This is a genomic window from Paenibacillus sp. 2KB_22, from assembly GCF_052115745.1.
GTDB lineage: Bacteria > Bacillota > Bacilli > Paenibacillales > Paenibacillaceae > Paenibacillus.
The window spans coordinates 291,176-316,263 of sequence record NZ_JBFRHG010000003.1 but is presented as its reverse complement, the minus strand read 5'-3'; the positions used below and the strand labels follow the sequence as shown (position 1 = coordinate 316,263).

General features: G+C 47.2%; 20 protein-coding genes and 1 pseudogene. 5 read left to right on the top strand and 16 right to left on the bottom strand.

The annotated features are described in order from the left end of the window. Positions 1-174: 174 nt before the first annotated feature. The 4 genes from AB4111_RS20350 to AB4111_RS20335 form a co-directional block, all read right to left on the bottom strand. The gene (locus tag AB4111_RS20350; RefSeq protein WP_253441802.1) at positions 175-1,356 is read right to left on the bottom strand and encodes an NAD(P)/FAD-dependent oxidoreductase; all 1,182 of its coding nucleotides are present in this window, start codon (positions 1,354-1,356) and stop codon (positions 175-177) included. Between the two features lie 24 nt (positions 1,357-1,380). Further along, on the bottom strand, positions 1,381-1,827 hold the full coding sequence (locus AB4111_RS20345; RefSeq protein ID WP_017691658.1) for a DUF1641 domain-containing protein: 447 nt from the start codon (positions 1,825-1,827) through the stop codon (positions 1,381-1,383). Between the two features lie 689 nt (positions 1,828-2,516). Next, positions 2,517-4,316 carry an RNA polymerase sigma factor gene (locus AB4111_RS20340; RefSeq protein ID WP_442032984.1) on the bottom strand — a complete coding sequence of 600 codons (1,800 nt, stop codon included), beginning with the start codon at positions 4,314-4,316 and terminating at the stop codon, positions 2,517-2,519. Positions 4,317-4,353: 37 nt separating this feature from the next. After that, complete coding sequence (locus AB4111_RS20335) at positions 4,354-5,286, bottom strand: hypothetical protein (protein WP_442032983.1); 933 nt, start codon at positions 5,284-5,286, stop codon at positions 4,354-4,356. 192 nt (positions 5,287-5,478) lie between these two features. Between AB4111_RS20335 and AB4111_RS20330 the strand changes: the two genes are divergently transcribed. Both AB4111_RS20330 and AB4111_RS20325 read left to right on the top strand, forming a co-directional pair. After that, entirely contained in the window at positions 5,479-5,652 is a 174-nt protein-coding gene (locus AB4111_RS20330; protein WP_307541330.1) for a CsbD family protein, read from the top strand. Positions 5,653-5,990: 338 nt separating this feature from the next. Then, a complete protein-coding gene (locus tag AB4111_RS20325) occupies positions 5,991-6,509 on the top strand; it encodes a cupin domain-containing protein (RefSeq protein WP_442032982.1) in 519 nt (172 codons plus the stop codon). Between the two features lie 279 nt (positions 6,510-6,788). Here AB4111_RS20325 and AB4111_RS20320 read toward each other — a convergent pair whose 3' ends face one another. The 9 genes and pseudogenes from AB4111_RS20320 to AB4111_RS20280 all read right to left on the bottom strand — a co-directional run bounded on the left by AB4111_RS20320 (position 6,789) and on the right by AB4111_RS20280 (position 18,913). Beyond that, positions 6,789-7,868 carry a DUF1835 domain-containing protein gene (locus tag AB4111_RS20320; protein WP_442032981.1) on the bottom strand — a complete coding sequence of 360 codons (1,080 nt, stop codon included), beginning with the start codon at positions 7,866-7,868 and terminating at the stop codon, positions 6,789-6,791. Between the two features lie 64 nt (positions 7,869-7,932). Beyond that, positions 7,933-8,592: a TVP38/TMEM64 family protein gene (locus AB4111_RS20315; RefSeq protein ID WP_442032980.1), complete on the bottom strand. Its 660-nt coding sequence runs from the start codon at positions 8,590-8,592 to the stop codon at positions 7,933-7,935. 276 nt (positions 8,593-8,868) lie between these two features. Next, positions 8,869-9,306 (bottom strand): annotated as a pseudogene (locus tag AB4111_RS20310) (HNH endonuclease); the annotation flags it as partial. Positions 9,307-10,851: 1,545 nt separating this feature from the next. Then, positions 10,852-12,027: an acyltransferase gene (locus AB4111_RS20305; protein ID WP_192135231.1), complete on the bottom strand. Its 1,176-nt coding sequence runs from the start codon at positions 12,025-12,027 to the stop codon at positions 10,852-10,854. A gap of 279 nt (positions 12,028-12,306) precedes the next feature. Beyond that, positions 12,307-13,653, bottom strand: coding sequence for a cryptochrome/photolyase family protein (locus tag AB4111_RS20300; RefSeq protein WP_442032979.1), 1,347 nt, complete (start codon positions 13,651-13,653; stop codon positions 12,307-12,309). Between the two features lie 27 nt (positions 13,654-13,680). Next, a complete protein-coding gene (locus tag AB4111_RS20295) occupies positions 13,681-14,844 on the bottom strand; it encodes a response regulator (RefSeq protein ID WP_442032978.1) in 1,164 nt (387 codons plus the stop codon). A gap of 7 nt (positions 14,845-14,851) precedes the next feature. Then, entirely contained in the window at positions 14,852-15,037 is a 186-nt protein-coding gene (locus AB4111_RS20290; protein WP_442032977.1) for a hypothetical protein, read from the bottom strand. 67 nt (positions 15,038-15,104) lie between these two features. Further along, the gene (locus AB4111_RS20285; RefSeq protein WP_442032976.1) at positions 15,105-18,200 is read right to left on the bottom strand and encodes an ATP-binding protein; all 3,096 of its coding nucleotides are present in this window, start codon (positions 18,198-18,200) and stop codon (positions 15,105-15,107) included. A 293-nt stretch (positions 18,201-18,493) separates the two neighbouring features. Then, positions 18,494-18,913, bottom strand: coding sequence for an SRPBCC family protein (locus tag AB4111_RS20280; RefSeq protein WP_442032975.1), 420 nt, complete (start codon positions 18,911-18,913; stop codon positions 18,494-18,496). 262 nt (positions 18,914-19,175) lie between these two features. Between AB4111_RS20280 and AB4111_RS20275 the strand changes: the two genes are divergently transcribed. Beyond that, entirely contained in the window at positions 19,176-19,943 is a 768-nt protein-coding gene (locus AB4111_RS20275; protein WP_442032974.1) for a class I SAM-dependent methyltransferase, read from the top strand. A 265-nt stretch (positions 19,944-20,208) separates the two neighbouring features. Here the strand turns inward: AB4111_RS20275 and AB4111_RS20270 are convergent, their stop codons facing one another. Both AB4111_RS20270 and AB4111_RS20265 read right to left on the bottom strand, forming a co-directional pair. Beyond that, positions 20,209-21,243, bottom strand: a complete 1,035-nt coding sequence (locus tag AB4111_RS20270; RefSeq protein WP_253441844.1) for an NADH:flavin oxidoreductase/NADH oxidase — start codon at positions 21,241-21,243, stop codon at positions 20,209-20,211. Between the two features lie 44 nt (positions 21,244-21,287). After that, a complete protein-coding gene (locus AB4111_RS20265; RefSeq protein WP_442032973.1) occupies positions 21,288-21,482 on the bottom strand; it encodes a tautomerase family protein in 195 nt (64 codons plus the stop codon). Positions 21,483-21,871: 389 nt separating this feature from the next. On the opposite strand from AB4111_RS20265, the gene pepT reads away from it, so the two are divergent. Next, entirely contained in the window at positions 21,872-23,110 is a 1,239-nt protein-coding gene (pepT, locus tag AB4111_RS20260; RefSeq protein WP_442032972.1) for a peptidase T, read from the top strand. A 135-nt stretch (positions 23,111-23,245) separates the two neighbouring features. Here the strand turns inward: pepT and AB4111_RS20255 are convergent, their stop codons facing one another. Then, positions 23,246-23,938: a Crp/Fnr family transcriptional regulator gene (locus AB4111_RS20255; protein WP_442032971.1), complete on the bottom strand. Its 693-nt coding sequence runs from the start codon at positions 23,936-23,938 to the stop codon at positions 23,246-23,248. 283 nt (positions 23,939-24,221) lie between these two features. Between AB4111_RS20255 and AB4111_RS20250 the strand changes: the two genes are divergently transcribed. Continuing rightward, positions 24,222-25,061: a methyl-accepting chemotaxis protein gene (locus AB4111_RS20250; RefSeq protein ID WP_442032970.1), complete on the top strand. Its 840-nt coding sequence runs from the start codon at positions 24,222-24,224 to the stop codon at positions 25,059-25,061. Positions 25,062-25,088 lie beyond the last annotated feature (27 nt).

Genomic DNA, 25,088 nt, shown 5'->3' with positions numbered 1-25,088 from the left:
GAAATGTAACATTCCGTTGTCTAATAATATACCTTATACCCTAGATGATTTATACGCGACCTCAGATCGACCACTTCCGCCGCACTCTCTTCACATCTGAATATTAATGATCTTTGTTGTCCATTACAACAGAAAAAAGGACGCCCAAAAGGGCGCCCTTGAATGGCATGAAGATTAGTAAGCCAGTGCGAACAAACCGTGAATATGAGCCAGGTAACGGATGTTACTTGCTTCTTTCATCATGGTTGCAGGCAGACCTTTCAGACGAGTCTGGTTGCCACCGATCATGCCGACAGCGTCTTTACGACCCAGACTTCCCAGCGTACCGGAGAATACTGGTGTGAAGGATTCCATTGCGCCACCTTTGAACATTACGCCCAGGTTGTGACCGATGGTTTCACCCATTTGCCAAGCCAATTGTGCTGTTGGAGGGTAAGGGCGAGCACCTTCGCTAGGGAAGACCACTGCGCTGTCACCAGCAACAAACACGTCTTTGTGAGAAGTAGATTGCAGAACTTCCGTAACTTTCGCACGGCCACGATCCACTTCAATTCCGCTGTTAGCAACAACAGCGTTGCCTTGTACGCCACCTGTCCATACGAGTGTATTCGTAGGGATCGAGCTGCCGTCTTTCAGCAGAACTTCATTTTCTTTCATCTCAGTAATCGCTACGCCAACGATGAAGTTAACGCCACGTTTCTCAAGACTCGATTTCGCACGATCAACCAGCTCTGGCGGGAAACCTGCCAGGATGGAAGGACCTGCTTCAACCGTGTACAGGGATACTTCTTTGAAATCGATCCCTTTTTCTTGACATACTGCAGGAAGCAGGTCAGCGAATTCGCCAACAAGCTCAATACCTGTCAAGCCGCCGCCACCAATAACAAACGTAGCGTCTGCTTTGTTGCCGGACTGTTTGTAAGCATCAAGACGAGCTTCAACGTGTGCACGAATACGGTTTGCATCGCTAACCGATTTGAGCGTGAAGCTGTACTCTTGCAATCCCGGAATTCCGAAGAATGCCGTTTCGCTGCCCAAGGCAACGACAAGCGCATCGTAAGAGTATGTGGAGCCGCTGGTCATCAGAACTTTCTTCTCGTCCGGCTTGATTGTATCCACCGTATCGATTTTCAAGTTCACGTTTTTGCCACGCAGCAATTTTTCAAGTGGAAGAGCAACAGCTTGTTCAGCAATGCTTCCTGCTGCAAGACGGTGCAGTTCCGTGATAATTTGGTGTGTAGGGTAACGGTTAACGACAGTAATTGTCGCTTCTTCCGGAGACAAGTATTGACGTGCAGTCAATGCAGTCAACAGACCGCCGTATCCTCCACCCAAGATCAAAATTTGCTTCGACATATCCATCCTCCGTTCTTCTAAGTCTTAACGTTTCGGTTGTTGACGCTCGTTCAAGATGCTCAAGAAAGATTGAGCAAAACGAAGCGATTGTTGTACGTTTGGATCTTTAAGCATTTTCAGCATAGCGAACAAGCCAACTGAAGTTTGCTCTGTTTGCGCACGGTCATTGGCTTCGATGGCAGCAGAAGCTACACCTTTAGCTTTGTCTACAACAGGCTTAGCGAACTCGCCCATTGCGCTCATTGTGTCGCTGATCAGAACTTTGTCTGTTGCTACACTTTGTGCAAAGTCATAAGCTTTCGTCATAGCAGTAACCATTTCAGCCAATTTAGGCAGGTTCTCCACCAGAACGGTTAAAGACTCCTGTACCTCAGGCTTCATCAGTTGATCCAGAACGTCCAAGGACTGGCGCTCGGAAACGTTGGCACCTTCTGTAACTGGCACCTCTTGTTGAGTAGGCGATTGTGACATAAGAGAAAGTCCTCCTTTACTTTGGGATAGAAGTCCGCGACTTTCATGATGCCTGTCAAGCAGAGCCGAACCACAAAATACATCGAATACATCTAAATGTACCAAATTTCACACAATAGGATGAGCGTAGCTCATGGCTACTTCCACATCATGCATTGTATCTTGGATCTATTGCGGACAACATGTGTTGACGCACAAAACGACAAGCAGGCCGAAACCGAACTCTATACCCTTATATTACACCTCTTACACATGAACATGAAAAAGAAATTTTTTACACTTGTGAAGATATTGTGAACATTGTAACAAAATCGATTTTTTTGTCAACCCATGCAGGCAAGCTAAAGCTGCCGATCCTCCTGTCCAAGATCCGCTATCCTACCACATGTGGTATTAAGACAAGATCACATATGACCAGATGTGCGATATGTACACAAGGAAGGATTCGTTTGTTGATATTTACAGGAATTGTTTTCCAAATTCAATCATTTCGCGCAACGAAATTGGTCACTGTCGTTATTATGCAGCGATGAGCGCAGCCTTATTCCATCACGGAGACATCTTTTCTATTTCAAGTATGAACCTCTTGCGTCACGAATGCAAAAAAAGACAGAAAGAACGCCTGACGTATCGCCCTGCCTCCTGATATTTGTTTCCGCTGTTTGCCCAATCTGATCGTTACAATTAGATCACACCATAACTATTTCTGGGGAATGCTGATCCATTCCTTCAAGCAACGCTTTTATTACAACGACAGCGGCTCGCTCCAATTCCTCCACTTCCAGAAGTATCGAGATAGCCTGATCAGCATGAAGCTTCTCATTAGGCAGTCCTCCATCTGGAAAAGGAAATAATTCCACGAGTGTATTTAACTTTTGGGACATGTTTCGATATAACTCTTCTGCCTGAAGACAGAATGGAATTAAACTGGAATAGCAGGCATTCGAAGCCCACTTTAGAGAAACTTCTTTGAAAAACTCACTTGCATAACGTCTTGCATCCCACAAAACCGCAATGTTATAGGCGTGACCGTTTGGTTCTACCCGTCTGTATTCTAGGGCTTCTCTCCAGACTGCATAGGCAGCCACACCACTGACTGTGTTCGGCAAGGTATACGGGTCCTCTCCACGATAATGAGCCAACACAGCTGTCAGTGCCCCGTGCAAGTTCATTTCTCGTATCATGCCATCCGATTCCGCTGCCAGTACAAATACTTCCTGATTCACACCCCGGCCTACATGATCATAGGGAATTGTTCCTGATTTAATGAAATCGGTACCGTATAGGGTGCGGGCTGCGTCATCATAGCCATAGATCAACCCGAATTCGGGAATATTCAGGTCCCACACGACGGCCGGAATTCCCCGATGAATGGCGTAACGTATCAGGGAGAGGGCCTGGACAAGTCTTGGATTAAGCAACCTTTTCCCTTTCGCTTTCTCCTCTAGCATCGAAGGATCGACCAGATTGGCATTTAGTCCCGCATCACTCGCCAAAGCCTCAACCGCATGGGAACGATAACCCATATGTTGCAATCCTCTTGTAAGCACCTCTTTGAAGTTATAGGCGGTAGGTCCAGCGATATGTATGTCCTGAGGCAGGATGGTCAGCCGAAAAGAAAGTCCACTCATCCCCATAACCATGGGGAGAGACGGAGCTGGACCGATATAACCTAACATCTCGTGAATGGATGCTGCTGCCGAGTTCCAGGTTTGGGGAGCCCGAAACGAAAGGGGTTCCTCCAGAGTCAATCGATTTTGCCCGAGTGAATTCCACTCTGCCAGCATTTCTTCTACAGATAAATGAATATGAAGCTGAGCCACTTTTTTACGTGAACGAGATAGAATTTGATACACATTGGCACTTGTCAGATTGAATTTGCAGGCCATTTCTTGCGGTGACAGCTGCTCCATCCAATATGATGTGAAGACCTGTTGTTCTCTTTCATTCAGACAACCCAACAGCCTGTGGAGATTGTTCCTCATTTCCTGCTGAGCAACAGCTTGATACGGATCATAGCCTGTCTCCTGCGATCTCCGATTTGAGTCATTCAAAAGATGATTCAGCGTTATGTCGAGCGAGTCTTGATCGCTCCATGAGGCATCATCGGCTCCAAATCCAAATGCAAAGAACGAAGAAAAATGTTCTTCCCGCTGCTGCTTTTGGCGCTGCATATGTGAGTATGCCTGATTACGCACAATGCGCTGCATCCAGGCCATAAAACGCTCAGCATTCTGAAGCTGTCCCATATGAATGAACGCACGAATAAGCCCATCCTGTAAAATGTCTTCTGCGAGATAAGAATCATACGTAAGTGCTCGTACATAACGAAACAATTGCCCACGGTAACGGTGAATCAACTCTCCAAAGGCGTCTGTATCCCCCGTTTGGGCTCGTTGGATAAGCGTGATATCCTGCTCCTTTTGCCGATCCTCTAATATCTCATCTTCCCCTGGTCTAATATGGCGATTGTTAGTTAATCCATCCATGTATATCTCCCTTTCTTATAGCGCCGCTTCACTTTCATTACTCCATCTTCAAAATAGAAGCTTCGATCATGGCTTCCGTCTCCGCGAGTGCCACCATGATTGTAGCAGCAGCCTCCCAGTTCCGAGAGACAAGACGGGATTGGCATTCACCGAATTGGCGGGATTGTGCGTATTTCAAAGCAGAAAGGTCAGGATGGATTGTGTTAAAAAACAAACCATAATCATGGGCACGACGCGCGCCTACTGGCAGAGAAAAATACACATAATGAGCCCACTCATTACCATCTATTGCTCCAGTACGAACCTGTTCGGCCTTATGCAGAATGGCTGAAGCTCCGGTTCGTCCTTCCTGTGCAGCAATATCATGGGTCTGTTCTGTAAGGGTTGATTTGAACCAAGTAAAAGCCCGGCGGTTAATCTCCTCCAGATCAGGATGTTCAATGCGTTCAGGACTCCACCATCGTCGATACACACCGCTACTCCATGGGAATTCAGACTTCCATGCTTCCTCAAGTTTATCCAGTGTCAGGAAGACATTCGGAAATCCAGCCGGGTCATGCAGGCATATTTCATCGCCCCTCATATTGAGCGCCACTACATAATGATCGCAACCACCCAGGTTGGGAGAGTTGGGATTGTAGACGAGTTTGCCCATATCCAGCGGACCCATCATTACAGGGCCCTGCTTCAAAGCCTCTCTTAGCTCATCTACAGGCATTTCCGTACCCCGTGCTTGCACACTTTCGCGCACACTAAATCCCAGAATGCTCATCGCTTTGCTGATCGCCAGATCAGGACTGGAGGTACAGTTATCAAAAAAAAGCATATTTTCCTGCGATAGAAAGGCCCCTAGTGAAAAGCCACCGATGGTTTCAAGCAGACCGGGATCTATCTTTTCTCCAATGGACGACAGCAGCATTGAAGCTGAATTGGCGTAGCAATATGCACCATTTCCAATATAATTGCTCATATCATAACATCCTCTCATTCCTTTAATGAAGCACGCGATTAAGCAATGCCTATACTTATACTGACTCTTCGTACAGATCATTTCTGACAGAATATCCAGAACAAATTTTTGACCGCCATGAAATAGTGAACGTTTAGAATGCGGACATCCCGGTTAATAAGGACTACACCAGAAACGAAGGAGATGTTCGATATGAGTAATTCAACTGGCGATAAAATCAAAGCAGGCGTAAACAAGGCCAAAGGCGAAGTGAAGGATCAGATCGGTAATGCAACCAATAACAGATCCCTTCAGGCTGAGGGTAAGAAAGACAAAGCCAAAGGTGCTGTACAGGATAAAATTGCCGACGTTAAAAGAGATCACTAGATCCTTTTGATGTAAAACTCAGAAAGCACGAAGATTTCGTGCAATAGATCGTTTTAAACTAGCCTGACCGTCCGTGTTCCGATGAAATTCGAAAATGAGACGGAGGCGCAAAAAAGCCAAGGAAGGTGTTACTCAATACACCCTTCTCTGGCTTTTTTTGTGCATTTTATACCGCTGGAACTGAGTATCTTGCCATATCGATAATGAAACTGCGCGTTTCCCTTGTTGTAGAATTTAATGCGCTAAGTATGACCTTAAGATGGTACATGTTTTATCATTTAACATATTTTTGTTCACACTTATAGTTCGCGGGTAATTTATAGAAGAGGTGATATGAGATGAATGAATGGAAAAAAAATATAAAGACGTTATTTCTTCAGGATAACGGTGTGATTCCCAATCATCCGACCCTGCCCGTGCTTTTGTATAAGAACGTATGGGCTGAAGAGGCCCTCCACGCAGAATCGTTACTGAACCATAATGGATGGGGAAATAGCTGGTTGAATGGTGTGTTCAATTATCATCATTATCATAGCAACGCTCATGAGGCTCTTGCGGTGGTCAGTGGATTCGTGCAACTGATTCTGGGCGGAGAACATGGGCAGAAAGTTTATCTTCAAACAGGCGACGTTGTCGTGCTTCCCGCTGGGACAGGGCATAAACGTCTGGATTCTAGCACTGATTTTCGTATTGTCGGTGCCTATCCGGGCGGTATGAGTTACAACACACGTACAGGCGAGGACGCCGAACGTGCCAAGGCTCTTCAGGAAATCCGAGAGGTTCCGATTCCGGATACCGATCCAGTCTTTGGGCAGGATGGTCCTCTAATGGAAATTTGGAGCGGGAAGAAGTCATAACCGATATGAAGAAAATGAAGCAAAGAATACTATTGGACCATGCACAGTTGAAGTTGGTTCAGTTTTTAACGAGAAACAAATAGACTGTTCCCCGGACATGTAGGAGTTATCCACCGGTGGAACAGTCTATTTAAGTGGGAATTATGAACATCTGGTATCGGAGACACTTCGTGATAACCTTCCTGATTGCAGAAGGAAATGCTTAGATCTTCCGTCTTATTTCAAACTTTTCGATCACGTATCTTGTTTTCTATCTGTACGTTTCAGCCTTAGTCCCTTTCAGCGCTCGGCAAGCCGAACACTGTAATACCTCATTGCAAGTGGCTTTCCATCCATCTCAAGTTGGCCTTGCAGCACCAGTTGGCGTAGACGGTACTCCACGAAGACATCACTTATATGCTGGTTGCTCATACCTATCACTTCACCCACAATACGAGCTGCTCGGATATACTTGCCTGGCTCCCAGTTCGGTGTCAATTCCCTTACCTTCTGCATAATGTACTCGTCCAACGCATCTTCAGGCAGACTCCGAATCTCGCCATTGTCCATCATACGCAATAATCCGGGCTGTACCGAAAGCTCCAGCCAATCCTGCTCCAGTTGCAGGCGTTCTTGCTTGGACAGCGGCTCTTGCTCAGAGCAGATTTGCCACATCGCCAGAAGCTTTTCCGGAAGAATCTCGCCTGTGTGGAGCACATCATATTGAACATCAGGTCTATTGAATAATTGCTGATATAAGCCGCTCGTTTCGATCAGATATATAGGACTCTTACTGCTGCGCAATAGATGCATCGCATAGAGCAGTCCCGTCTTCTCACGTGCATTATTCGAATACCAGAGGGTGATTGACGTCTTGGAATCAATAGACTGCATTGTGGAGCTAAGCTCAAATATTGATTCAAGTTCATGCATGGCATAAGCCTCGCGGTCACTGAGACACATTCGTTCGGTCAGCCAAAGATGCCTGCGCTGCAAATCTGCACGATGGGTCAGATCACCTAAAGGACCCACAGCATAATCATCATCCATAGAGAAAAAGCTCCGCTTTTCCTGATTAGGTAATGTGCTCATTCCCATTTTCAGACTACTCAGAGGTGATTCTCCAAACGTAATATGAATTTCATTTGGCTTGTCGGTCTCAGCCAGAGCTTGTTGTTCCAGCAATTCCAGTGCAAAAGGGGGTTCCATATTCCGAAACAGGGACTGTACCGCATCCGCAAAATCCACCTTTTCGCCTTGCTCCTCCTGCCGCTTGACCACCTGTGCTGATTTCATATAAAGCACACGCAATACTGAACGAAGTTCATTCTCATTCATGCGATTCAACAATCGACTGAAAGCAAAGATATCATCAATCATGCTGATCCTCCTTCAAGCTAACGTCAATATTGACAGAAACTATATCTGAACACTGATACTTTGTTTATGAGGAGATTGATTTTCCAGATGGTTGATTCAGATCTTTCAACTCTTCACCATCTGACGATGACCGGGTAAAATGTCGCTCCAGTTTGCGGCTTGCCCACAGGGATACTGCAATAAAAAGCAATACACCTACCCATCGTACAGGGTGCTCCAGGAATTGTTCCACATTGGAACCGATATACGTCACAGAGAAGATCATGATCGCTTTACCACAACCCACCGCAAGCAGGAAGGATAATAACCGCATTCGTGCGATTCCTGCCGCCACATTAATAATGACGAACGGACCCACCGGGAAGATACTGAGCAGAAAAACATACCCGAACGCGTTCCTCCGAATCCATACCATGCTGCGTTGTACACGAGGTTTGCGTGCCCAGCGTTCCACAAAAGCAGATTTCCCGATCTCCCTTACGATCAGAAATGTCACGGTACAACCGAGAATCATGCCAATCCATGAATATAAGAACCCTGCCCACAGACCATATACCGCACCGTTCACGCCCACAATCAACAGCGTTGGAAGTGGCGGCACAAATGATTTCATAAACGTAAGCAATATTCCCGGTAACGGGCCGAAAGAGCGAAACTTCTCCAGCCAGAAACGAATATTTTCTTCCGTAATATATGACATAATATCCAATGCTGCTGGGGTCATTTGCATCCATCCAATCTATACAATATAAATTCTTAGGTTTGATGTTCACTATACATTTCATCATTCAACTGAATGATGAAGCTTCTTACGCAACTCCCTCCCAGTATAACGTACATCTTCGATGAACACCGTTGTCAATTTGAAGAAATTATTGCACAGTGAACTGAATTCCCATCAAAATCTGAATGAAATCCAAAAAGCACACCTCGACCCTCTTGTGGTCTTGGTGTGCTCTTCATATTAAAACCCGATTTTATCTTCGGGAGTATATCATCCTTATTCCAGCTGCGCTTCCTGCATTGCGAGTTCAATTAATTCTGCCTGATGGGCAGCATTCCATTCGGGAATCCCGGAACGCATGAACTCTTCAGCATCCATTGCCGCTTTGGACTGGTTGCAGAGATTGCAGGCGCAGACACAGTTAAGTGGGGTGGTATGTCCACCTTTGGCACGCGGCAGCAGATGGTCGATTGTATCCCCATACGATCCACAGAAGTAACAAGTGTAGTGATCCCGCGTCAGAATATACCGCTTGAAATCCTTGTTGCTGAACAATCGACGAATCGTGTACCGATTGACCACCACCGCAGCTTTTTCCTTCACCAGCGTGACCGCGAGTTCCATGTCCACTTCCTGATGCCAGCGACGTCCCTTGTCCGTTTTACCGCGCATCCGTACCATGCCCTGCCGGTTGGTCCGGAGCGAAGCCGGATCTTCCGGATCGATGGCTACCGGAGCCGCCGGCGTCTGGCGGCGGGGACGGCCGTCCGTGCCAGCTCCGTGACTACGGCTGGCATGCGCGGGTCGCTGCCCGGATGCACCGCGGGCAGCGTCTTCGCCGTTCGCCTTGGGCGCACGCTCCTTGCGCGCCTGGCGCGGCTTGGACCCTGGCGAGCCAGGCTGGCGCACGGGCGCTTGCCCAGGCTCGCGCCTCGTGGCGGCAGGCTGTGCCTCCGCCGCCGTTGGTGCGGCGACCGTGATGGCATCGCCACGGTCGCTCTGGGCCGGCGCATGGGCCTCAGCAGCGATGCTGCGGGCCTGCCCTGCGCCGGGCGCGAGCGCGCCAGCACGCTTGCGGCGCCGCTTGCGCTTGCGTTTGGCTGCGATCGGTTGATCCGCAGCCATCGGCTCTGCTGCCGGGCCTTGCGGCTCAGCAGGCAGCAGAGCTTGGTGGGCCGCCGCAGCTTGTTCGGCGGCCTGCACTGCAGCGGCTGCTCGCGCACCAGCCCGCTGTGCAGTGCCCTTTGCATTCGCAGCAGCATGGTCCTGCGAATGCCCTTCCCCACGCCAGCGTTCGCCTGGCTGTGGCTCAGCAAGATCAGTTGCTACCTCACCTGCCATACCATCATGCTCCAGACTGGTCTCTTTCTGCTCATTACCTTTCATTCCCTCTACACGCTTGCTCTTCCTCCGTCTTCTCCGCTTCTTCCGAATTCCCGAAGAAGAGGGGGAAGAAATCACCAAGTCAGCATGTTCATCGTCATCCGAAGAGGTCGAATCCAATGTGGGCTGTGGCACCCGACTTCGATTTGACTCAGTTGCCATAACAGATCCCCGTTCCATACCATGAGCGATCTGACCTGCTTCATTTTTCGCAGAGACAGACGGTCTGGCATTAACCGCATGGGTCACCATGCCATCCCGTTGGCGCTCTATCTGTTCACCTGTGTCCCCGATTGAACGAGTACCTTGATCAGCCTGTCCACCGATCTGACGACAGCTGCGGCAGGCTCCCCGCCTGGCTCCGGGACCTGCCCGCTTTCCGGTTCTGCGCCGGAATTCGGACATCGGCCGCTGTTGTCCGCAATACATACATGTTTTGCTCAGTCGCGCTTCTTGTTCCGTCTTTCCTTGCCGGAAAGGGGCTGGACCCGTCTCCATGTTGTCACCTCGGTTCCGTATGAATCCGGTTTCTTTCTATTGTATCACATCTGCTCGTGAACACCCTCATGGCTATAGGCCTGATAATCTTTCGAGTTGTACTCCTGTGTCTGTTCATTACATTCGTGAAGAATGTGTTCCACATATTCCAATATATCCTGCATCGGTCTCCCGCATTTTTCGCATGTTGTCATGTTATTCACCTTAACCCTGTTATCTATAATGTATTATCGTTCCGCCTTATGATTACCCTTCAACCAGGAAAAAGAAACACTCGTTCCCCATATCCAGCATATCCGTATAGATAAAAAAACCGCTTCTTGTTCTCCCCTAAGGTCGACCAAGAAACGGTTTATTATTCCTGTAATGGAAAAGATCTTATCGAACGTCCAGTTGTCCCGAGTTCTGCTGAGGTACCAGTCGCGGTTTCGGTTTCGGCAGATTGCCAAAGATGACCCATGCATAAGGAACGAACCTTGCCGTCAATCCAACGACAATCCACGAAGCGATCAGAGCTACACCAAACCCTCCGGCATACCACAGATGCACTAACCAGGAGACTCCTGTTTGCGGTGGAAATTCACGATACACCAGCAGGAAGAAGGGATGGATTAGATAGATCCCGAATGACAGAGCCCCAAGCCGGTTTAAGGGCTTCACGATCAGTGATGGCCCTTTGCGGTAGAGCAGATAAGCAATCTGGATCAGTACAAGCGCACAGGCGAAAGTATGAACATTCCAGAAGAATTCATACCATAGTGTGTTATACGTTGCGATCTTCATACGCAGCAGATAATAGATATACACATGGCCAAGTCCGGCAATGATCCACACCGCCCAGAGCAGAATCCATGAAGCTACGCGCCCTTTGGTTGCATTGGCCCGACTGATGACGAACCATTGCTTGATTTTAGGGAAATACACCCCGATAAAAGCACCCAGCATGAAATAGGAAAAATACGAGAACGCCCAGCTTCCCTTGTTGGGTACCTGGAATCCATATTTATTACTTACGATGAATGCCCATTGAATCAATAATCCAATCGGTACAGACCATTTCACCACAGAAGGATACTTCTTAAGCAGCCATAACACCAGTGGGAATAACAGATAGAATTGCATGTTAATGAATACAAAGTACAGATGCGTATATGCTTTCCCCGTAAACAGCTTCGTTATGAAGCTTACAGTCGATTCGCCGAACGGTCGACCCTGATAGTGCGTGAAGTGCAGGATAACAAAATACATCAATGAGAACAGGAAATACGGAAGCAAAATATACACGAATCTTTTCTTGTAGAAGTTACTCACGAGTTTCTTGTCCAGTGGACGGGAATAATAGTTATAAAACAGCACGAAACTACTCATAAAAATAAAGGTTGGCGTACCATATTTCATAAATATATTGATAAAGTTGTACAGCCAGTAGTAGCCTGAGCCCGTCATGTCCACCGTCGCATAAGACGTGGAATGCACGCACAGTACGCCGATAATTGCCATGGCACGTACCAGATTCAGCTCTGGAATTCGCTCTCTTTTCAGTGTTTCACTCATGTTCAGGTTTCTCCTTCATGTGTTCGTCAATATGTCAGATATGACTTAATACATTAAAGCTCTCTATCTATTAAAAGCCATATTGCTTAAGAAGGGTAGTCCAATTTCTTAATAATTCCTAAATTTTCAACACATTTCACACTATTTTCATGTCTATATATGTAAAAAAGACCGCGAGTACGCGGTCTTTCGAACATCCTGCTTTCAACCAAATTATTGTTGGTTCGTCCGGATGAGAATGGTAAATCTGGGTTAGACACTTACTCGCCCTGCCCGAGTCTACTTCCCACGACTCGCCAGAATCTGTTTGTACACCTCAATTGCTGCCTGTCTCGATGCCTTCAGATCCACAATTGCATCTTTGCGCGGCTGATGGATGTCTTTGCTGTGCAAGTCTTTCAATTCAGGCAACCACTTGCGAATATAATCGCCTTGCGGATCATATTTCTCGGATTGCGTTACCGGGTTGTTCACCCGAAAATACGGAGCCGCATTCTCACCAAGCGAAGCACACCATAGCCAATTACCACGGTTCTGAATGTTATCATAGTCACTCAGTTTGCGCCTGAAATAGGCTTCACCCAAGGTAAACGGACATTGCAGGTTTTTGGTGAGAAACATCGCCGTGAGTATCCGCAACCGGTTCGGCATATGTCCGGTTTCATTCAGTTCCGTCATGGCTGCATCAATAATCGGAATGCCCGTCTCCGCCCTGCACCACCGTTCAAAATGATCGTCATGGAGGGACGAGAGATCGTACACCTTTTCATATGTAAAATAGTGAGTCTCATAGACCGCCCGATACAGATAGAAGTCGCGGAAACACAGCTGCCTGATCCACTCTCCAGCTTCCGCCGTGCGATTCGCGGCATCGTACATTTTGCGGATAGACACGGCTCCAACCGCTACATACGAACTGAGATGACTCGGCTCGTAAGCCTTATATTCATCTCGATGATCCCCATATTCAGCAATTCGATCCGATAAGAATTGATCCAGCAGCAGATGCGGGTCCTCGTCATTCGAACCAATGCCCTCCAGCAACTCTGAAGGTACCCTCATCGCATCCGGCCATTCAATCGGACGATCGCTCACCTTCAACTCGGCAAGCGTTGTTGCCGAAGGAGGATTGGGATGTTCATTCATGAATTCCACCCACCGCCGATGAAAAGCTGCAAATACCTTATAAGGCTCCGACTTGCCCGTGAAATTCGCGAATCCATTCAGATCCATCAGCAGATGATCCGTCAGTTGCGTGAAGGGAACCTCGTGCGCGTCACTGACTTTGCGTATGGCCCTATCCCGCTCGATTGCATATGGCGTCATGTCCCGATGGACGACAATTTCATCGATCTCGCCTATGAATTCGTTCAGGATAAAATCAACCACTTCAGCCGGTTTGCCATAAGCAACATGCAGTTTTTGTTTGGCTTCAAGATACTGCCTGCCTAATGCCGCTGCATGCTGTCTAAAATTCACACCGCTGTGTTCCTTCTCTCGGCCTTGCCGCAGGAGAAATGGATCATAGATGAGAACATGCACACTCTCTTCTTTGTGTTCCCGCAAATAATCGAATGCCGCCAGATCATCCGTACGCAAATCTTTACGGTGTATGAATAGCTTCATGCCTCACCCTCCTGTCTGAACTTATGTTTATTTATTCGTCAAATTCTGATATAGCCTGCTTGTTTCCGGCTCCGGCTGATGTCCCAGATCCTCATTCAATGTCAATGTGAATGAATGATATAAACGAAGTATGCCTTGCTGATCATCCATAGATGCATACACTTCCATCATGAGTCGGCAGATTTCTTCCAAATAAGGCTCCCGTTCCTGCAATAACGTTAATTGCTCAATCGCTTCCTTGCCACGACCATGCTCCATATCCCATCTCGCGATATCCATAACCAGCCCTGTATACTTGCGTCTGAGTTCTCTTGCTTTGGCCTGTGCCCAACGATAATCATGCTCTTCCAGATAATCGGCACGATAGAGTGGAATCATATGCCTCAGATCATCGACATTGTCTGATGTGATGGCGTTGTAGACCATGGATTTTTCAAATTGATCCACATCACTTACCAGATTGCCTGATAACAGACGATAGCGGTTCATATTGTACTCCAGCTTGCCTGTCATGTTCCATTCCTTAAAAAGCTTTCGAATCTGGTACACGGAGGTATGTAGATGAGTTAGCCCCTTTTCCTGGGAAACATCACCCCACAGCTGATCAAGCAGAATCTCCTTGCTTACCCACTCTTCCCTGTGATGAAACAAAAAAGCAAATAGTTCCTGCGCTTTGGTTGTGCGCCACTTATGTTTCTCAGCACCCTGATCAAGACTTCTATAGATATCCAGATGTTTGAACGTCAGCAGCCCTGGAACTTCGGTATCCAGCTCCACAGAGGCAGGTTCCGATGCCTGTACCTCGGCGGTGGCTGCAACCTGGGAATGATACGACATTATGCCCGCGATCCGATCAATGGTTTTGGCCAATCTTGCGGAGCTTACCGGTTTAAGCACATAATCCAGTGCATGCAGTTCGAATGCTTCCACTGCATGGTCCGCATAAGCCGTCACAAAGATGATGCGAATACTCTGATCCAATTGCTGTATATATTCAGCCGCTTCCAGGCCATTCATTTCGGGCATTCCAATGTCCAAAAATACAACATCTACACGTTCCTTTGCCAGAAAATGCAGACCATCACGAGCAGTTGAAAAACATTGCACGGGTGTAATTCGTCCGTCCGTTCGTAATAGGCGCTCCAGATGAAGCTGCGCTGGCTTCTCATCATCGATCACAATGGCTCTCACCGTTCTTTCAGCCTCCTGCCATGAAAGATTCAATAGGAATACCGATTTTATCGGCATCCGCTTTATTAGGGCGTGTCTCAAAACTCTGAAGTGCATCTTTTACCGCCTTTTCGCCCCCTGCTGCGTCACTTTCCCTTGACGTGCCACGGCACGCCTGCGTAAAACTTCCTGGCTTGGAACGAAAAATCGGCAAAATCTGCTTCCTTCGGAGTTTTCAGACACCCCCTAGTCTGTTAACCATAATTGTTTAACTCGGCACATTATTTGGCATAATCCACCTTTTGCACAGGGATGCGGAACCGAATCTGTGTGCCTTTACCCACATGGCTATGAATCTCCAGTCCCTGACCATAGAGAGACATCAGGCGACGGTTTATATTTTGCAGCCCGACACCTCCAGGACCTTCGGTGTTCCCAGACTTGACCTGAGCCATACGCTCAGGAGGGATACCCACACCATCATCCTGAACCTGTACGACCACATGCTCACTCTCTTTGAAAATCCTAAGATGAACTGTCCCGCCGGCTGCCCGCTCCATCACGCCGTGTCGAATGGCATTCTCCACAAGTGGCTGGATACTTAGAGGCGGCAGATAGAGCTGCACGTCCGGTTCCACCTCATATTCAACCACCAGTCTTTCCTCAAATCTGGCCTGTTCCAGATGCACGTAAGACTCTACCAATTCCAACTCTTTGGTCAAAGGAACAAGCTGCTCCCTGTTCTGGAAGTCAAAGCTTCCACGCAGGTAATGACTCAATTCAATCAGCAAATCGGTTGCTTTGTCCGGATTCACTGCACAGGTCGCGATAATGACATTGAGTGCATTATATAGAAAGTGCGGCTTGATCTGGGCCTGCAAAAAGGCCATTTCAGTGCGAATAGCTTCCTGCACCGAACTCCGCATTTCAATTAACGTCCGAACTCTAGCTCGCAATTCACCAGCATCCACCGGTTTGCTCAGGAAGTCATTGGCCCCCGCCTGAAATCCATGTTTGATATCCTCAGGCAATCCTCGGGCGGTCAGCATCAGAATCGGCAACTCAGACAAGGAACTGTGCTCGCGCAGCTTGCGACATAACTCAAGCCCGGACATTTTGGGCATCATCCAGTCCGTAATAACAAGATCAATGGACGGGAATTCTTCTCGGAGTTTCAATGCAGTGGACCCGCTGTCCGCTGCAATCACACGATACCGTTCCGTCGATAACAGGTTAAGCAAGACCTGTCGATTGACGGGATCATCGTCTACAATCAGAATCGTGTGCTCCGCTTCTGCAAGATCTTCCTGCTCATCTGACTCTCTTGTCACAAGCTCCTTTGCCTGCGCCCCCTGTGCAGCAACATATCGTGCCGCAGTTGGTTTCGACTGAGATTGCAGCAGAGGCAACTTCATAACAGGCAGGGTGAAATGAAAGGTCGAACCTTGCCCCGGCTCCGATTCAACCCAGATCTCACCTCCGCCAAGCTCGACAAGTTTTCGTGTAATACTCAGACCGAGTCCAGTTCCATCATTCACCCGTTCCACTGTTCCGTTACTCTGCTCATACGCCTGGAAAATATCTTCTTGTTTGTCCAGGGCGATGCCCACCCCCGTATCAGCAACCGATACCTTCACCCAGTCCCCTTCGACACTGGCGTACAATCGAATCTCACCCTGCTCAGTATACTTATAGGCGTTACCCAGCAGGTTATACAAAACCTGCCGGAGGCGATCTTCGTCTGCCTCAACAAGCGGCAACGACTGGGGCCATTGCTGAATCAATATAACTGGCTTGTCCTCAAACGTGAAACCCGAGACTTCAACCACAGTACGAGCAACGGATTCCAGATCAACAGCTACTCGTTTCAACTCAATCTCACTATTTTTTAATTTGGAAAAATCCAAAATATCGTTAACCAGCAGTGAAAGGCGCTTGCCGGTTGAAGTAATCATGGACAGATTTTTGGCTTGCTTGGGTGTGACCGCTCCGGCCGCCCCTTCCAGCATCGATTGCGCAATATTAATGATGCCGTGCAGGGGAGTTCGCAGCTCATGAGACGTATTCGCCATGAACTCGTCCTTGAGGCTGTCGATAGCAAGCAAACGCTCCGACAGGGCTTCCACGTCGCGGAATGATTGTGCGAAGCGGATTGCGGTCACAATCATCTGGGCAAATACAAATAATAAAAGTTCAATCAGCGCTAAGAACGCTGTGTCTAGGGTAGTGAACGCACCAAGCGTATGCAACACAACAACCATGAGTATGCTCATCATGCTCACCAGTGCAACGTGGCTATCATTCGGCTGCCCTTTTAACCAATAGAACATGGCTCGCAGCGCATAGAACATGACAACAAGCGAGATCAGCAACATGGGGAGCTCAAGCATCGAGAATAGAGCCGGAGGGAGCGTAAGACCCACAATGGTCTGGGTAACGATTAGCACGACAGCCAGACGTACAAACCACTGATGAACTGCTCCTGGCACCCGGGCATCCATATACCGAAGCAAAAAGTAATAGGCAAAGGCTGAACTAAGGAGCTGAATTCGAAGCATCTCATTATTGGTCAGAAACGGTACAAACGTTCCCAGTAACTTCTCCCCATGTGTCAGAGCGTATAACGCACCGGAAAGGCTGAATAATCCGAGGAAACGGAGCTCCTTCTCCGTACGCCGTAATCTGAACAAAAGTAGAAAAAAGGCGGCAGGCAAGATAAAGCCGAATAAGGTCATCAGATCCTTGAGCCAATCTTGTTGCTGGCTTTTCAGAATACTATGCTCGTCTCCAAACAAAATCGGCGCTACAATTCCCCCAGAGGAATAACTATAGTTCGATACCTGAATGATAATGTCAGCCGTGTTGCCTTCAATGGACGTGAACCCTGTAAAGGGCAGGTTTAATTGTACATCTATGTCCGGGGTCTTTCCTGGCAGGCCTTTGCCGCCAATCTCTTTACCATCGATAAATACCCGGTGAGCCATGCGTATATTCTTCGTGCGTATGCCATAATCATTTTTCGTCGTTCGGGGTGTAAGCTGGACTTGCATATGATAGGTTCCATACCCATGTGCTTGCCCGAGAGATTTGTTCCATCGGGCCGGGACCTGAGTGCCAGACGAAGCTGGCAATGGCTTGCGACCAGATACACTCGCTTCAATATCTGCCGGGCTCAGTAACTGCCCAGGGTAGAAATCCCAGACTCCCTTTAAAGACGCTGCACCCTTGCGATCAAAGTCCCATTGGGTCAGGTCAATTTTTCCATCCGTAGCCTGGGGGTTACCCCGCTCGCTAATTAACGTCTGGGCAATCCAGCCCAGCGGAAAAATGACAATGCATATGAAACTTATGGTCAGCATAATCCAGTGTTTTCTCATCTATGTATTCCTTCCATCCACAAGGGCGAGAGACGTCTAATTTTGTCGTTTTATTCCTATAAATCATTTTAAACGTTTCCAGTGCTCACTGAAATAGTTTCCGTATCATAATCGGTTAAATTCCTTATAACTTGAAGGTTTTCTGTCCCTTTCCGCCGAATCTTGGTACATCAAAGAACCCCAGGCCGATGTTCATCCGAATGAACGGGCGAGATGTCCTGAGGTTGATTGAATGAATAAGCTTAGATGATAATCTTTTTTTGAATCTGATTCTGGAATCTGAATTTCAATGATTATTTAACAACTTGGGCAAGCTTCTGAACAATTCCGGCCCATCCTTGTTCCATACGTTCCCGCACCATGGCATGTGCTTGTCCAAACTCGGTTAGTTTATCCGCATCCCAGCCGCTGTGAATCAGTGTGAAATCCGTACCTTCCGGCTGTTCATTCAGTTGGAACGTTAACGTCCAGTCCTTACCCCAGCGGAATGAAAGCTTGTGCAGCGGTAGAACTTCCGTCACCTGACATGGTGATTGACCAAAGGGGCCTGCTTCCAATATAAACTCGTGCCCTTCCACGGGTTCCAGATTGCCCGGCATGAACCAAGCCTCCAGTCCTTGCGCGGTCGAGACCATCTCCCACACCTTCTCTACAGGTGCATGGAGCACAAGTTCCTGCCGGATATCCGGTAATGCGCTTGATGATGATTCCACTCGTATCGCCTCCTTGGATGTATTTATTCATTGTTTGAGATTTTAAGATTCATGTCAAATGGGTTCTTATAACGGACAAAAAAGGTGTTGACCTCTATTGTGATCTCACCCCATAATTGGAATATACTACATATAAGGCGTGATTCCTATGATAGTCTGCTCTGAAAAATCCAATTCCAACCGTTGCCGGAAGGGATTATTTTAACGTATTCCCTTCCCCTTTTGCAATTCATTACATTTAAATGTGGGGGATACCTATACCATGTCTTTCAGTTATTACGGTCCATTATGTACCGCCGTATATGATCTAACCAAACCCGTGGGACACTCCTTGGGAGGAGATATTGAATTCTATCGCCACTATCTTCAAGGCTGCAAAGGACGGATCCTTGAAGCCATGTCTGGCTCAGGCCGAATGCTCATTCCTTTGCTTGAGGCAGGCCTGAAGGTGGATGGACTTGATTATTCAACCGATATGATTGATTCTTGTCGTTCTCGTTGCACCGAGCGGGCATTACCTATGCCTGAGCTGTTTGTTGCCAATCTGGAGAAGCTCGACCTTCCGTATCGATACGAAACCATTATTATTCCTGGAGGTTCCTTGCTCCTCATTCAAGACAGAGAGGCTTCGATTAACGCATTGCGTAGTCTATTTCAACATTTGGAACCTGGCGGCAGGCTTGTGTTTGATCTGTTTCTACCCGATGTGACACAGCCCTCTTCGATAGAATCATCAACCGTTCCATTACCCGATGGTGATACGATCACAGTAGAAGTCAAAACCATTGAAGTGAACCTTCTACACCAATATAAACGAAGTCTGATTCGCTACGAACAATGGCATCAGGGTCATCTTGTCGCTACAGAGATGCAACAACTTACCCTGCGTTGGTACGGTATTGAAGAGTTACGCCTGATCCTCGAACACATTGGTTTCTCTGATATTAAAGTGTGCGCCGACTTTAACCCGGATCAGCCACCTACACAGTCGAATCAAAAATTCGTCTATGAAGCAACTCGAAGAGCGTAGTCATCCATCCATAATTGGATGCTATGCTTCCCACTATACAAAATTAGGCCACAGCACAAGGTAACCCCTGCTGTGGCCTTCTTTACTATATAAAATTTGTCCTAACATTTACACGAAAACGAAGAGGGCAGAAATAGCCTGAAGAAGCGACGCTACAAGCTTTCTGCAAGAAAGCTGCATCGAAAGCATATACTTCGCCTTTATCCTCAGATCGGAAGGTTATTCTGTCCTCGGAGTGGCAAGTGTAAATATGATTTAGAGCAAATTAGTATCCACGAGAATATTGCTCTGCAATGGCAGCTTGATCCTTGCTGACACCTAGTTCCAGAGCGGCATGGTTCGCCCAGTATGGATCACGCAGCATGCCTCTGCCCACGGCAACCAGATCCGCGTCGCCGTTTCCAATCACTGCCTGAGCCAATGCTGCATCCTCCAGCATACCCACTGCGATGACAGGAACATTCAGTTCTTCACGGAAGCGACGGGCAAATGGTACCTGATACCCTGGATAGTTCCCCGGTTTCCGCTGTCCGGAAGGTCCTTCGCCACCTGAACTGATATGGAACATGTCCACGCCTGCATCTTGGTAGGCACGAGCAATACTGATCGTATGGTCGATGTCATACCCGCCATCCGCGTATTCGACAGCTGAAACCCGCATAATCAGCGGCATGTCTGCTGGCATTTCTTTTTTCACTGCCCGAATGACTTCAACGCCGAAACGGGACAGATCCTGCCCATATACATCCTCACGATGGTTCATCAGCGGGGAATGGAACTGGTGGATCAGGTATCCGTGTGCGCCATGCAGCTCAATGGTATCCACTCCAGCCTGTACTGCGCGGCGAACACCGTCTGCGAACTTCTGCACCATAGCTTCTACCTCTTCCGTGCTTAACGCACGCGGCTCCTTGTACTTTTCTCCCGGGAATGTGACTACCGAAGGAGCAACCGGCTGCGCTGCATCCTCTGCTTTTCGTCCCGCATGTGCGATCTGAATGGCTACTTTGGAGCCGTAGGCATGGATTCCGTCTACCAGTTTGGTGAAGGCAGGTACATGCTCATCTGACCATATCCCCAAGTCATTATCGGTAATACGTCCATCCGGGTCGACATCGGTCATCTCGATCACGATGAGTCCTGTACCTCCAACCGCACGGCTTACATAGTGAACCTGATGCCAATCGTTTGGAATACCATCCTTCGCAGTGACAGAATATTGGCACATCGGTGCCATAACGACACGGTTATTTAATTGCAGGCTCTTGAATTGATAAGGCGAAAATAATTGCTCAGTCATCGTTGCTGCATCTCCTGTTCCTTGATCATGATATATATGAAGCCTTACTTATTGTCCATATCCGAAAACAGTTTTCCATTCTTGCCGTAATTATCTTTCTCCAAATCCTCAATGAAGATAAAGACTTTGCTCGGATCAACATCCAGTGTCTCACAAGCCACCTGAGTCATACGTTCAATCAACTGACGTTTCTGCTCAACCGACTTGCCTTCCAATACCTTAACCGTGATAAATGGCATGTCTAGAACCCATCCTTTCTTCATCGTTTATTATGAACCTCAGTTATAGAAATACAAGTACGTACATTTTTGTGACCTAGTACCCTTTTTGATACCTAGTTATCCTCATATTTCGGCTCTGTCCCATTCTGGAAATGACTGCAAAACATGATATGATAACTATAGAGAGCCACAATAATTAATATACCCAATTTACATAAGTTGTGACGAACGGATACACGATAACGGAGAGGGCAGAAATAATCTGGAGAAGCAGAGCTAAAGCTTTCTGCAAGAAAGCTACTTCGAAAGCATACACTTCGCCCAAAAGGTTATTCCGGACTCGTAGTGGATCAGTGTAAAACAAGTAGCTCAACTTATATACTACTCAAGCTAGGGAGAGAAAATAGATGAAAGATATATTAATTCAAAGACTAAGTACTTATGTTCAGATGGATACCCAATCCGATGAGAATAGTGAGACATGCCCTTCCACACCCGGCCAACTGGCCTTGGGCAAGCTGCTCGTTGAAGAGTGCACATCCATTGGTCTGCAAGATGTGACGATGGATGAGAATGGTTATGTCATGGCTACCCTGCCATCCAATACCGACAAGGATGTTCCTGTCATTGGTTTCCTGGCTCACCTCGATACAGCGACCGACTTTACTGGCAAAAATGTTAAACCACAGGTTATCGATAACTATGATGGTGCTGACATTGTGCTGAACTCGGAGCTGGATGTAGTGCTGTCCAACAAGGATTTCCCGGAACTGCACGAGTATAAAGGCCACACCCTGATCACAACTGACGGTACAACGTTGCTTGGTGCAGATAATAAGGCAGGCATCGCCGAGATTATGACCGCGATGGCCTATCTGATTGAGCACCCGGAAGTGAAACACGGTAAGATTCGGGTTGCTTTTACCCCGGATGAAGAGATTGGCCGCGGACCGCACAAGTTTGATGTAGCTGCTTTTGGAGCCAAATATGCGTACACGGTTGATGGTGGACCACTTGGCGAGCTGGAATATGAGAGCTTTAACGCAGCTGCCGCCAAAGTTACCGTACGAGGCACCAATGTACATCCCGGAACAGCGAAGGATAAGATGGTGAACTCTCTGAAAATTGCAATGGAGTTGAATCGACGCCTGCCTGTGGAGGAAGCTCCTGAATTCACGGACGGTTATGATGGTTTCTACCATCTGTTGTCTCTGGAGGGTGACGTTGAACTGACTAAAATGAGTTACATCATCCGTGATTTCGACCGGGAGAAGTTTGAAGACCGCAAAACAAATCTGCTCCATATCGCGAACGAGCTGAAGACCAAGTATGGAGAGAAAAGCATTACGGTTGAATTGAATGACCAGTACTATAACATGCGCGAGAAAATTGAACCTGTACGCCAGATCGTCGACATTGCTCATGAAGCCATGACCCGACTGGATATCGAACCTGTTATTCGTCCCATCCGAGGAGGAACAGATGGTTCCCAGCTATCCTATATGGGCATGCCAACACCAAATATCTTCACTGGCGGTGAGAACTACCATGGCAAATTCGAATATGTATCGGTAGACAATATGGTGAAGGCAACCCATGTCATTGTAGAGATCGCTCAATTATTCGAGCAACGCGGAGATATCTAATCCACTTGAAGTGCAGTGCAAAAAGAGCACCCCTTGGTATATTCGGGAGGGCGCTCTTTGTTGTGCCGTATTCTATTTTAGTGTGTCGCGTCATGTCGTACATATATGCTGGCTTGATCTTTATTTTAGATGCCATTACTCATATATATTGCCCCCCGCGATGGCACGCAACTGTTCCAGATCACAGATCACGAGCTTTCGCTGCACTTTGCGAATAATGCTTCGATTACACAGATCTTGAACGACTCTATTAAGATGTCTATAGCTGGTACCCAGCATATCGGCGAGTTCTGTGAGCTTGGAGGTCTGGATCTCTTCCGAAGAAGACTCGTCCTGGCCCATTGTGGACAACAGATAGCTGGCAAAGCGACTCTCTACCGGATATAACATATTCAGACTCGATAAGTTGGAAAAAGTATACAATTTGTGCGTAACTTGACTCAGCATGAAGTGGAGAAATTTAGGGTTCTCTGCATACGTATTCTGGAGAGAGCGATAACTGATACCCAGCAACAGACTTTTGCTCACAGACTCTACCGTATTCATAGCCTCCTTGCCATTCACCAGTTCCAAATCTCCCACGAGCGCGAGTGGTGTACTGAAACGAAGCAACAGAGACTTCCCGTTAGGCAGGGTGGTATAGATCTTGAGCTTGCCCTGCACCAGAAAATACAATCGCTCGGGTCGCTCACCTTTGGCACAGATCATCTCACCCTTTGCAGCCTCAAGTAGTCGCAACTCAGCGAGTGCAGACTCATCCAGCACCTGGTCCAACCCATTCTCACGGGCGAGTTGCCGCACAAGTCCAAAGTCCATGATTTCTTTCATTTCGACTTCCCCTCCGTTGTCGTATATAACGTACACAAAGGGACATATGTCCCATAATTGATATACATTCGTACAAATATCTTGATATAAAAATAGTTACAACTAACACTTATATCCAGTAAATCATTTCAAATGGGAAATATTTTAAAATTTAATCATAAAATGTTCATTCTTTCATGCAAAATGCCGTTCACGAAACGCCCTTCTTATCCGATGAAAGATAGAGCATTCCATAGATCGTTAAATATAATACATTCAAATATTGAAAGGATGGTCCTCTTCCATGAACGTTGTAGATGCCCTGCTTAAAGTAATGCCTTATATCAGCAAGATCCTTAGAGAACCAGCCAGTTTAACTGTATATGATCACGAAAAGGTATTGGAGGTTATTACTACCGACAAGTTTGACCTTGGTTTTGAAAAAGGAATGCCACTCTTGGAATCGTATCAAAACTTTTCCATCTTAAAAAACGGAAGAGAAGCTACTCTCGCTACTCTCTCCAAGGATGTTTATGGTATCGAACTGGATATTCTGAACATTCCGATCTTTGATGATCACCAGAAAGTTGTTGCTGTTTTCTGTGTATCTTACGACCAATCCAATCAGAACCAGCTTGAAGACATTATACAAGAAAATCAAACCATCAATGGAAACCTCGTTGATATGGTGCAGCATGTCGCCGCTCATGCCGAAGAATTGCAAGCAACCAGTGAACAGATCTTGCAGAACACAAGACTTGCTGTTCAGAACTCTTCCCAAATCAATAAGGTAGCCGGGTTCATTCGTGAAATCTCTGAACAAACCAATTTGCTTGGCCTGAATGCCGCTATTGAAGCCGCTCGTGTTGGTGAAGCTGGTGCCGGCTTCGGCGTGGTGGCTTCGGAAGTACGCAAACTCTCCGTGGATGCCAAACAAGCTACAAGTGATATCGATACCAGTCTGAGAGATGTACAACAGGTCATCAAACAGATGGAAATTGAAGTCTCCCAGATTGCTGCCTCTTCACAGGAACAAGCAACGCTTGTATCATCCTTTACCGATGTGATTGAGAAGCTCAATGAAACAGGCGAGCGAATGAAGGTTCTGTCCGAGCAACTGATTAGCTATTCTGTTAAAAATTAATCAAAATATATCTTTTGATGAACTCTG

Coding starts and splice junctions, on each gene's coding strand:
- AB4111_RS20265 (WP_442032973.1), bottom strand. CDS start 21,482: ATGCCATTTATCACGGTTAAGGTATTGGAAGGCAAGTCGGTTGAGCAG.
- AB4111_RS20330 (WP_307541330.1), top strand. CDS start 5,479: ATGAGTAATTCAACTGGCGATAAAATCAAAGCAGGCGTAAACAAGGCC.
- AB4111_RS20320 (WP_442032981.1), bottom strand. CDS start 7,868: ATGATTGATGATATCTTTGCTTTCAGTCGATTGTTGAATCGCATGAAT.
- AB4111_RS20350 (WP_253441802.1), bottom strand. CDS start 1,356: ATGTCGAAGCAAATTTTGATCTTGGGTGGAGGATACGGCGGTCTGTTG.
- AB4111_RS20340 (WP_442032984.1), bottom strand. CDS start 4,316: ATGGATGGATTAACTAACAATCGCCATATTAGACCAGGGGAAGATGAG.
- AB4111_RS20285 (WP_442032976.1), bottom strand. CDS start 18,200: ATGAGAAAACACTGGATTATGCTGACCATAAGTTTCATATGCATTGTC.
- pepT (WP_442032972.1), top strand. CDS start 21,872: ATGAAAGATATATTAATTCAAAGACTAAGTACTTATGTTCAGATGGAT.
- AB4111_RS20255 (WP_442032971.1), bottom strand. CDS start 23,938: ATGAAAGAAATCATGGACTTTGGACTTGTGCGGCAACTCGCCCGTGAG.
- AB4111_RS20270 (WP_253441844.1), bottom strand. CDS start 21,243: ATGACTGAGCAATTATTTTCGCCTTATCAATTCAAGAGCCTGCAATTA.
- AB4111_RS20335 (WP_442032983.1), bottom strand. CDS start 5,286: ATGAGCAATTATATTGGAAATGGTGCATATTGCTACGCCAATTCAGCT.
- AB4111_RS20345 (WP_017691658.1), bottom strand. CDS start 1,827: ATGTCACAATCGCCTACTCAACAAGAGGTGCCAGTTACAGAAGGTGCC.
- AB4111_RS20325 (WP_442032982.1), top strand. CDS start 5,991: ATGAATGAATGGAAAAAAAATATAAAGACGTTATTTCTTCAGGATAAC.
- AB4111_RS20305 (WP_192135231.1), bottom strand. CDS start 12,027: ATGAGTGAAACACTGAAAAGAGAGCGAATTCCAGAGCTGAATCTGGTA.
- AB4111_RS20315 (WP_442032980.1), bottom strand. CDS start 8,592: ATGACCCCAGCAGCATTGGATATTATGTCATATATTACGGAAGAAAAT.
- AB4111_RS20275 (WP_442032974.1), top strand. CDS start 19,176: ATGTCTTTCAGTTATTACGGTCCATTATGTACCGCCGTATATGATCTA.
- AB4111_RS20300 (WP_442032979.1), bottom strand. CDS start 13,653: ATGAAGCTATTCATACACCGTAAAGATTTGCGTACGGATGATCTGGCG.
- AB4111_RS20250 (WP_442032970.1), top strand. CDS start 24,222: ATGAACGTTGTAGATGCCCTGCTTAAAGTAATGCCTTATATCAGCAAG.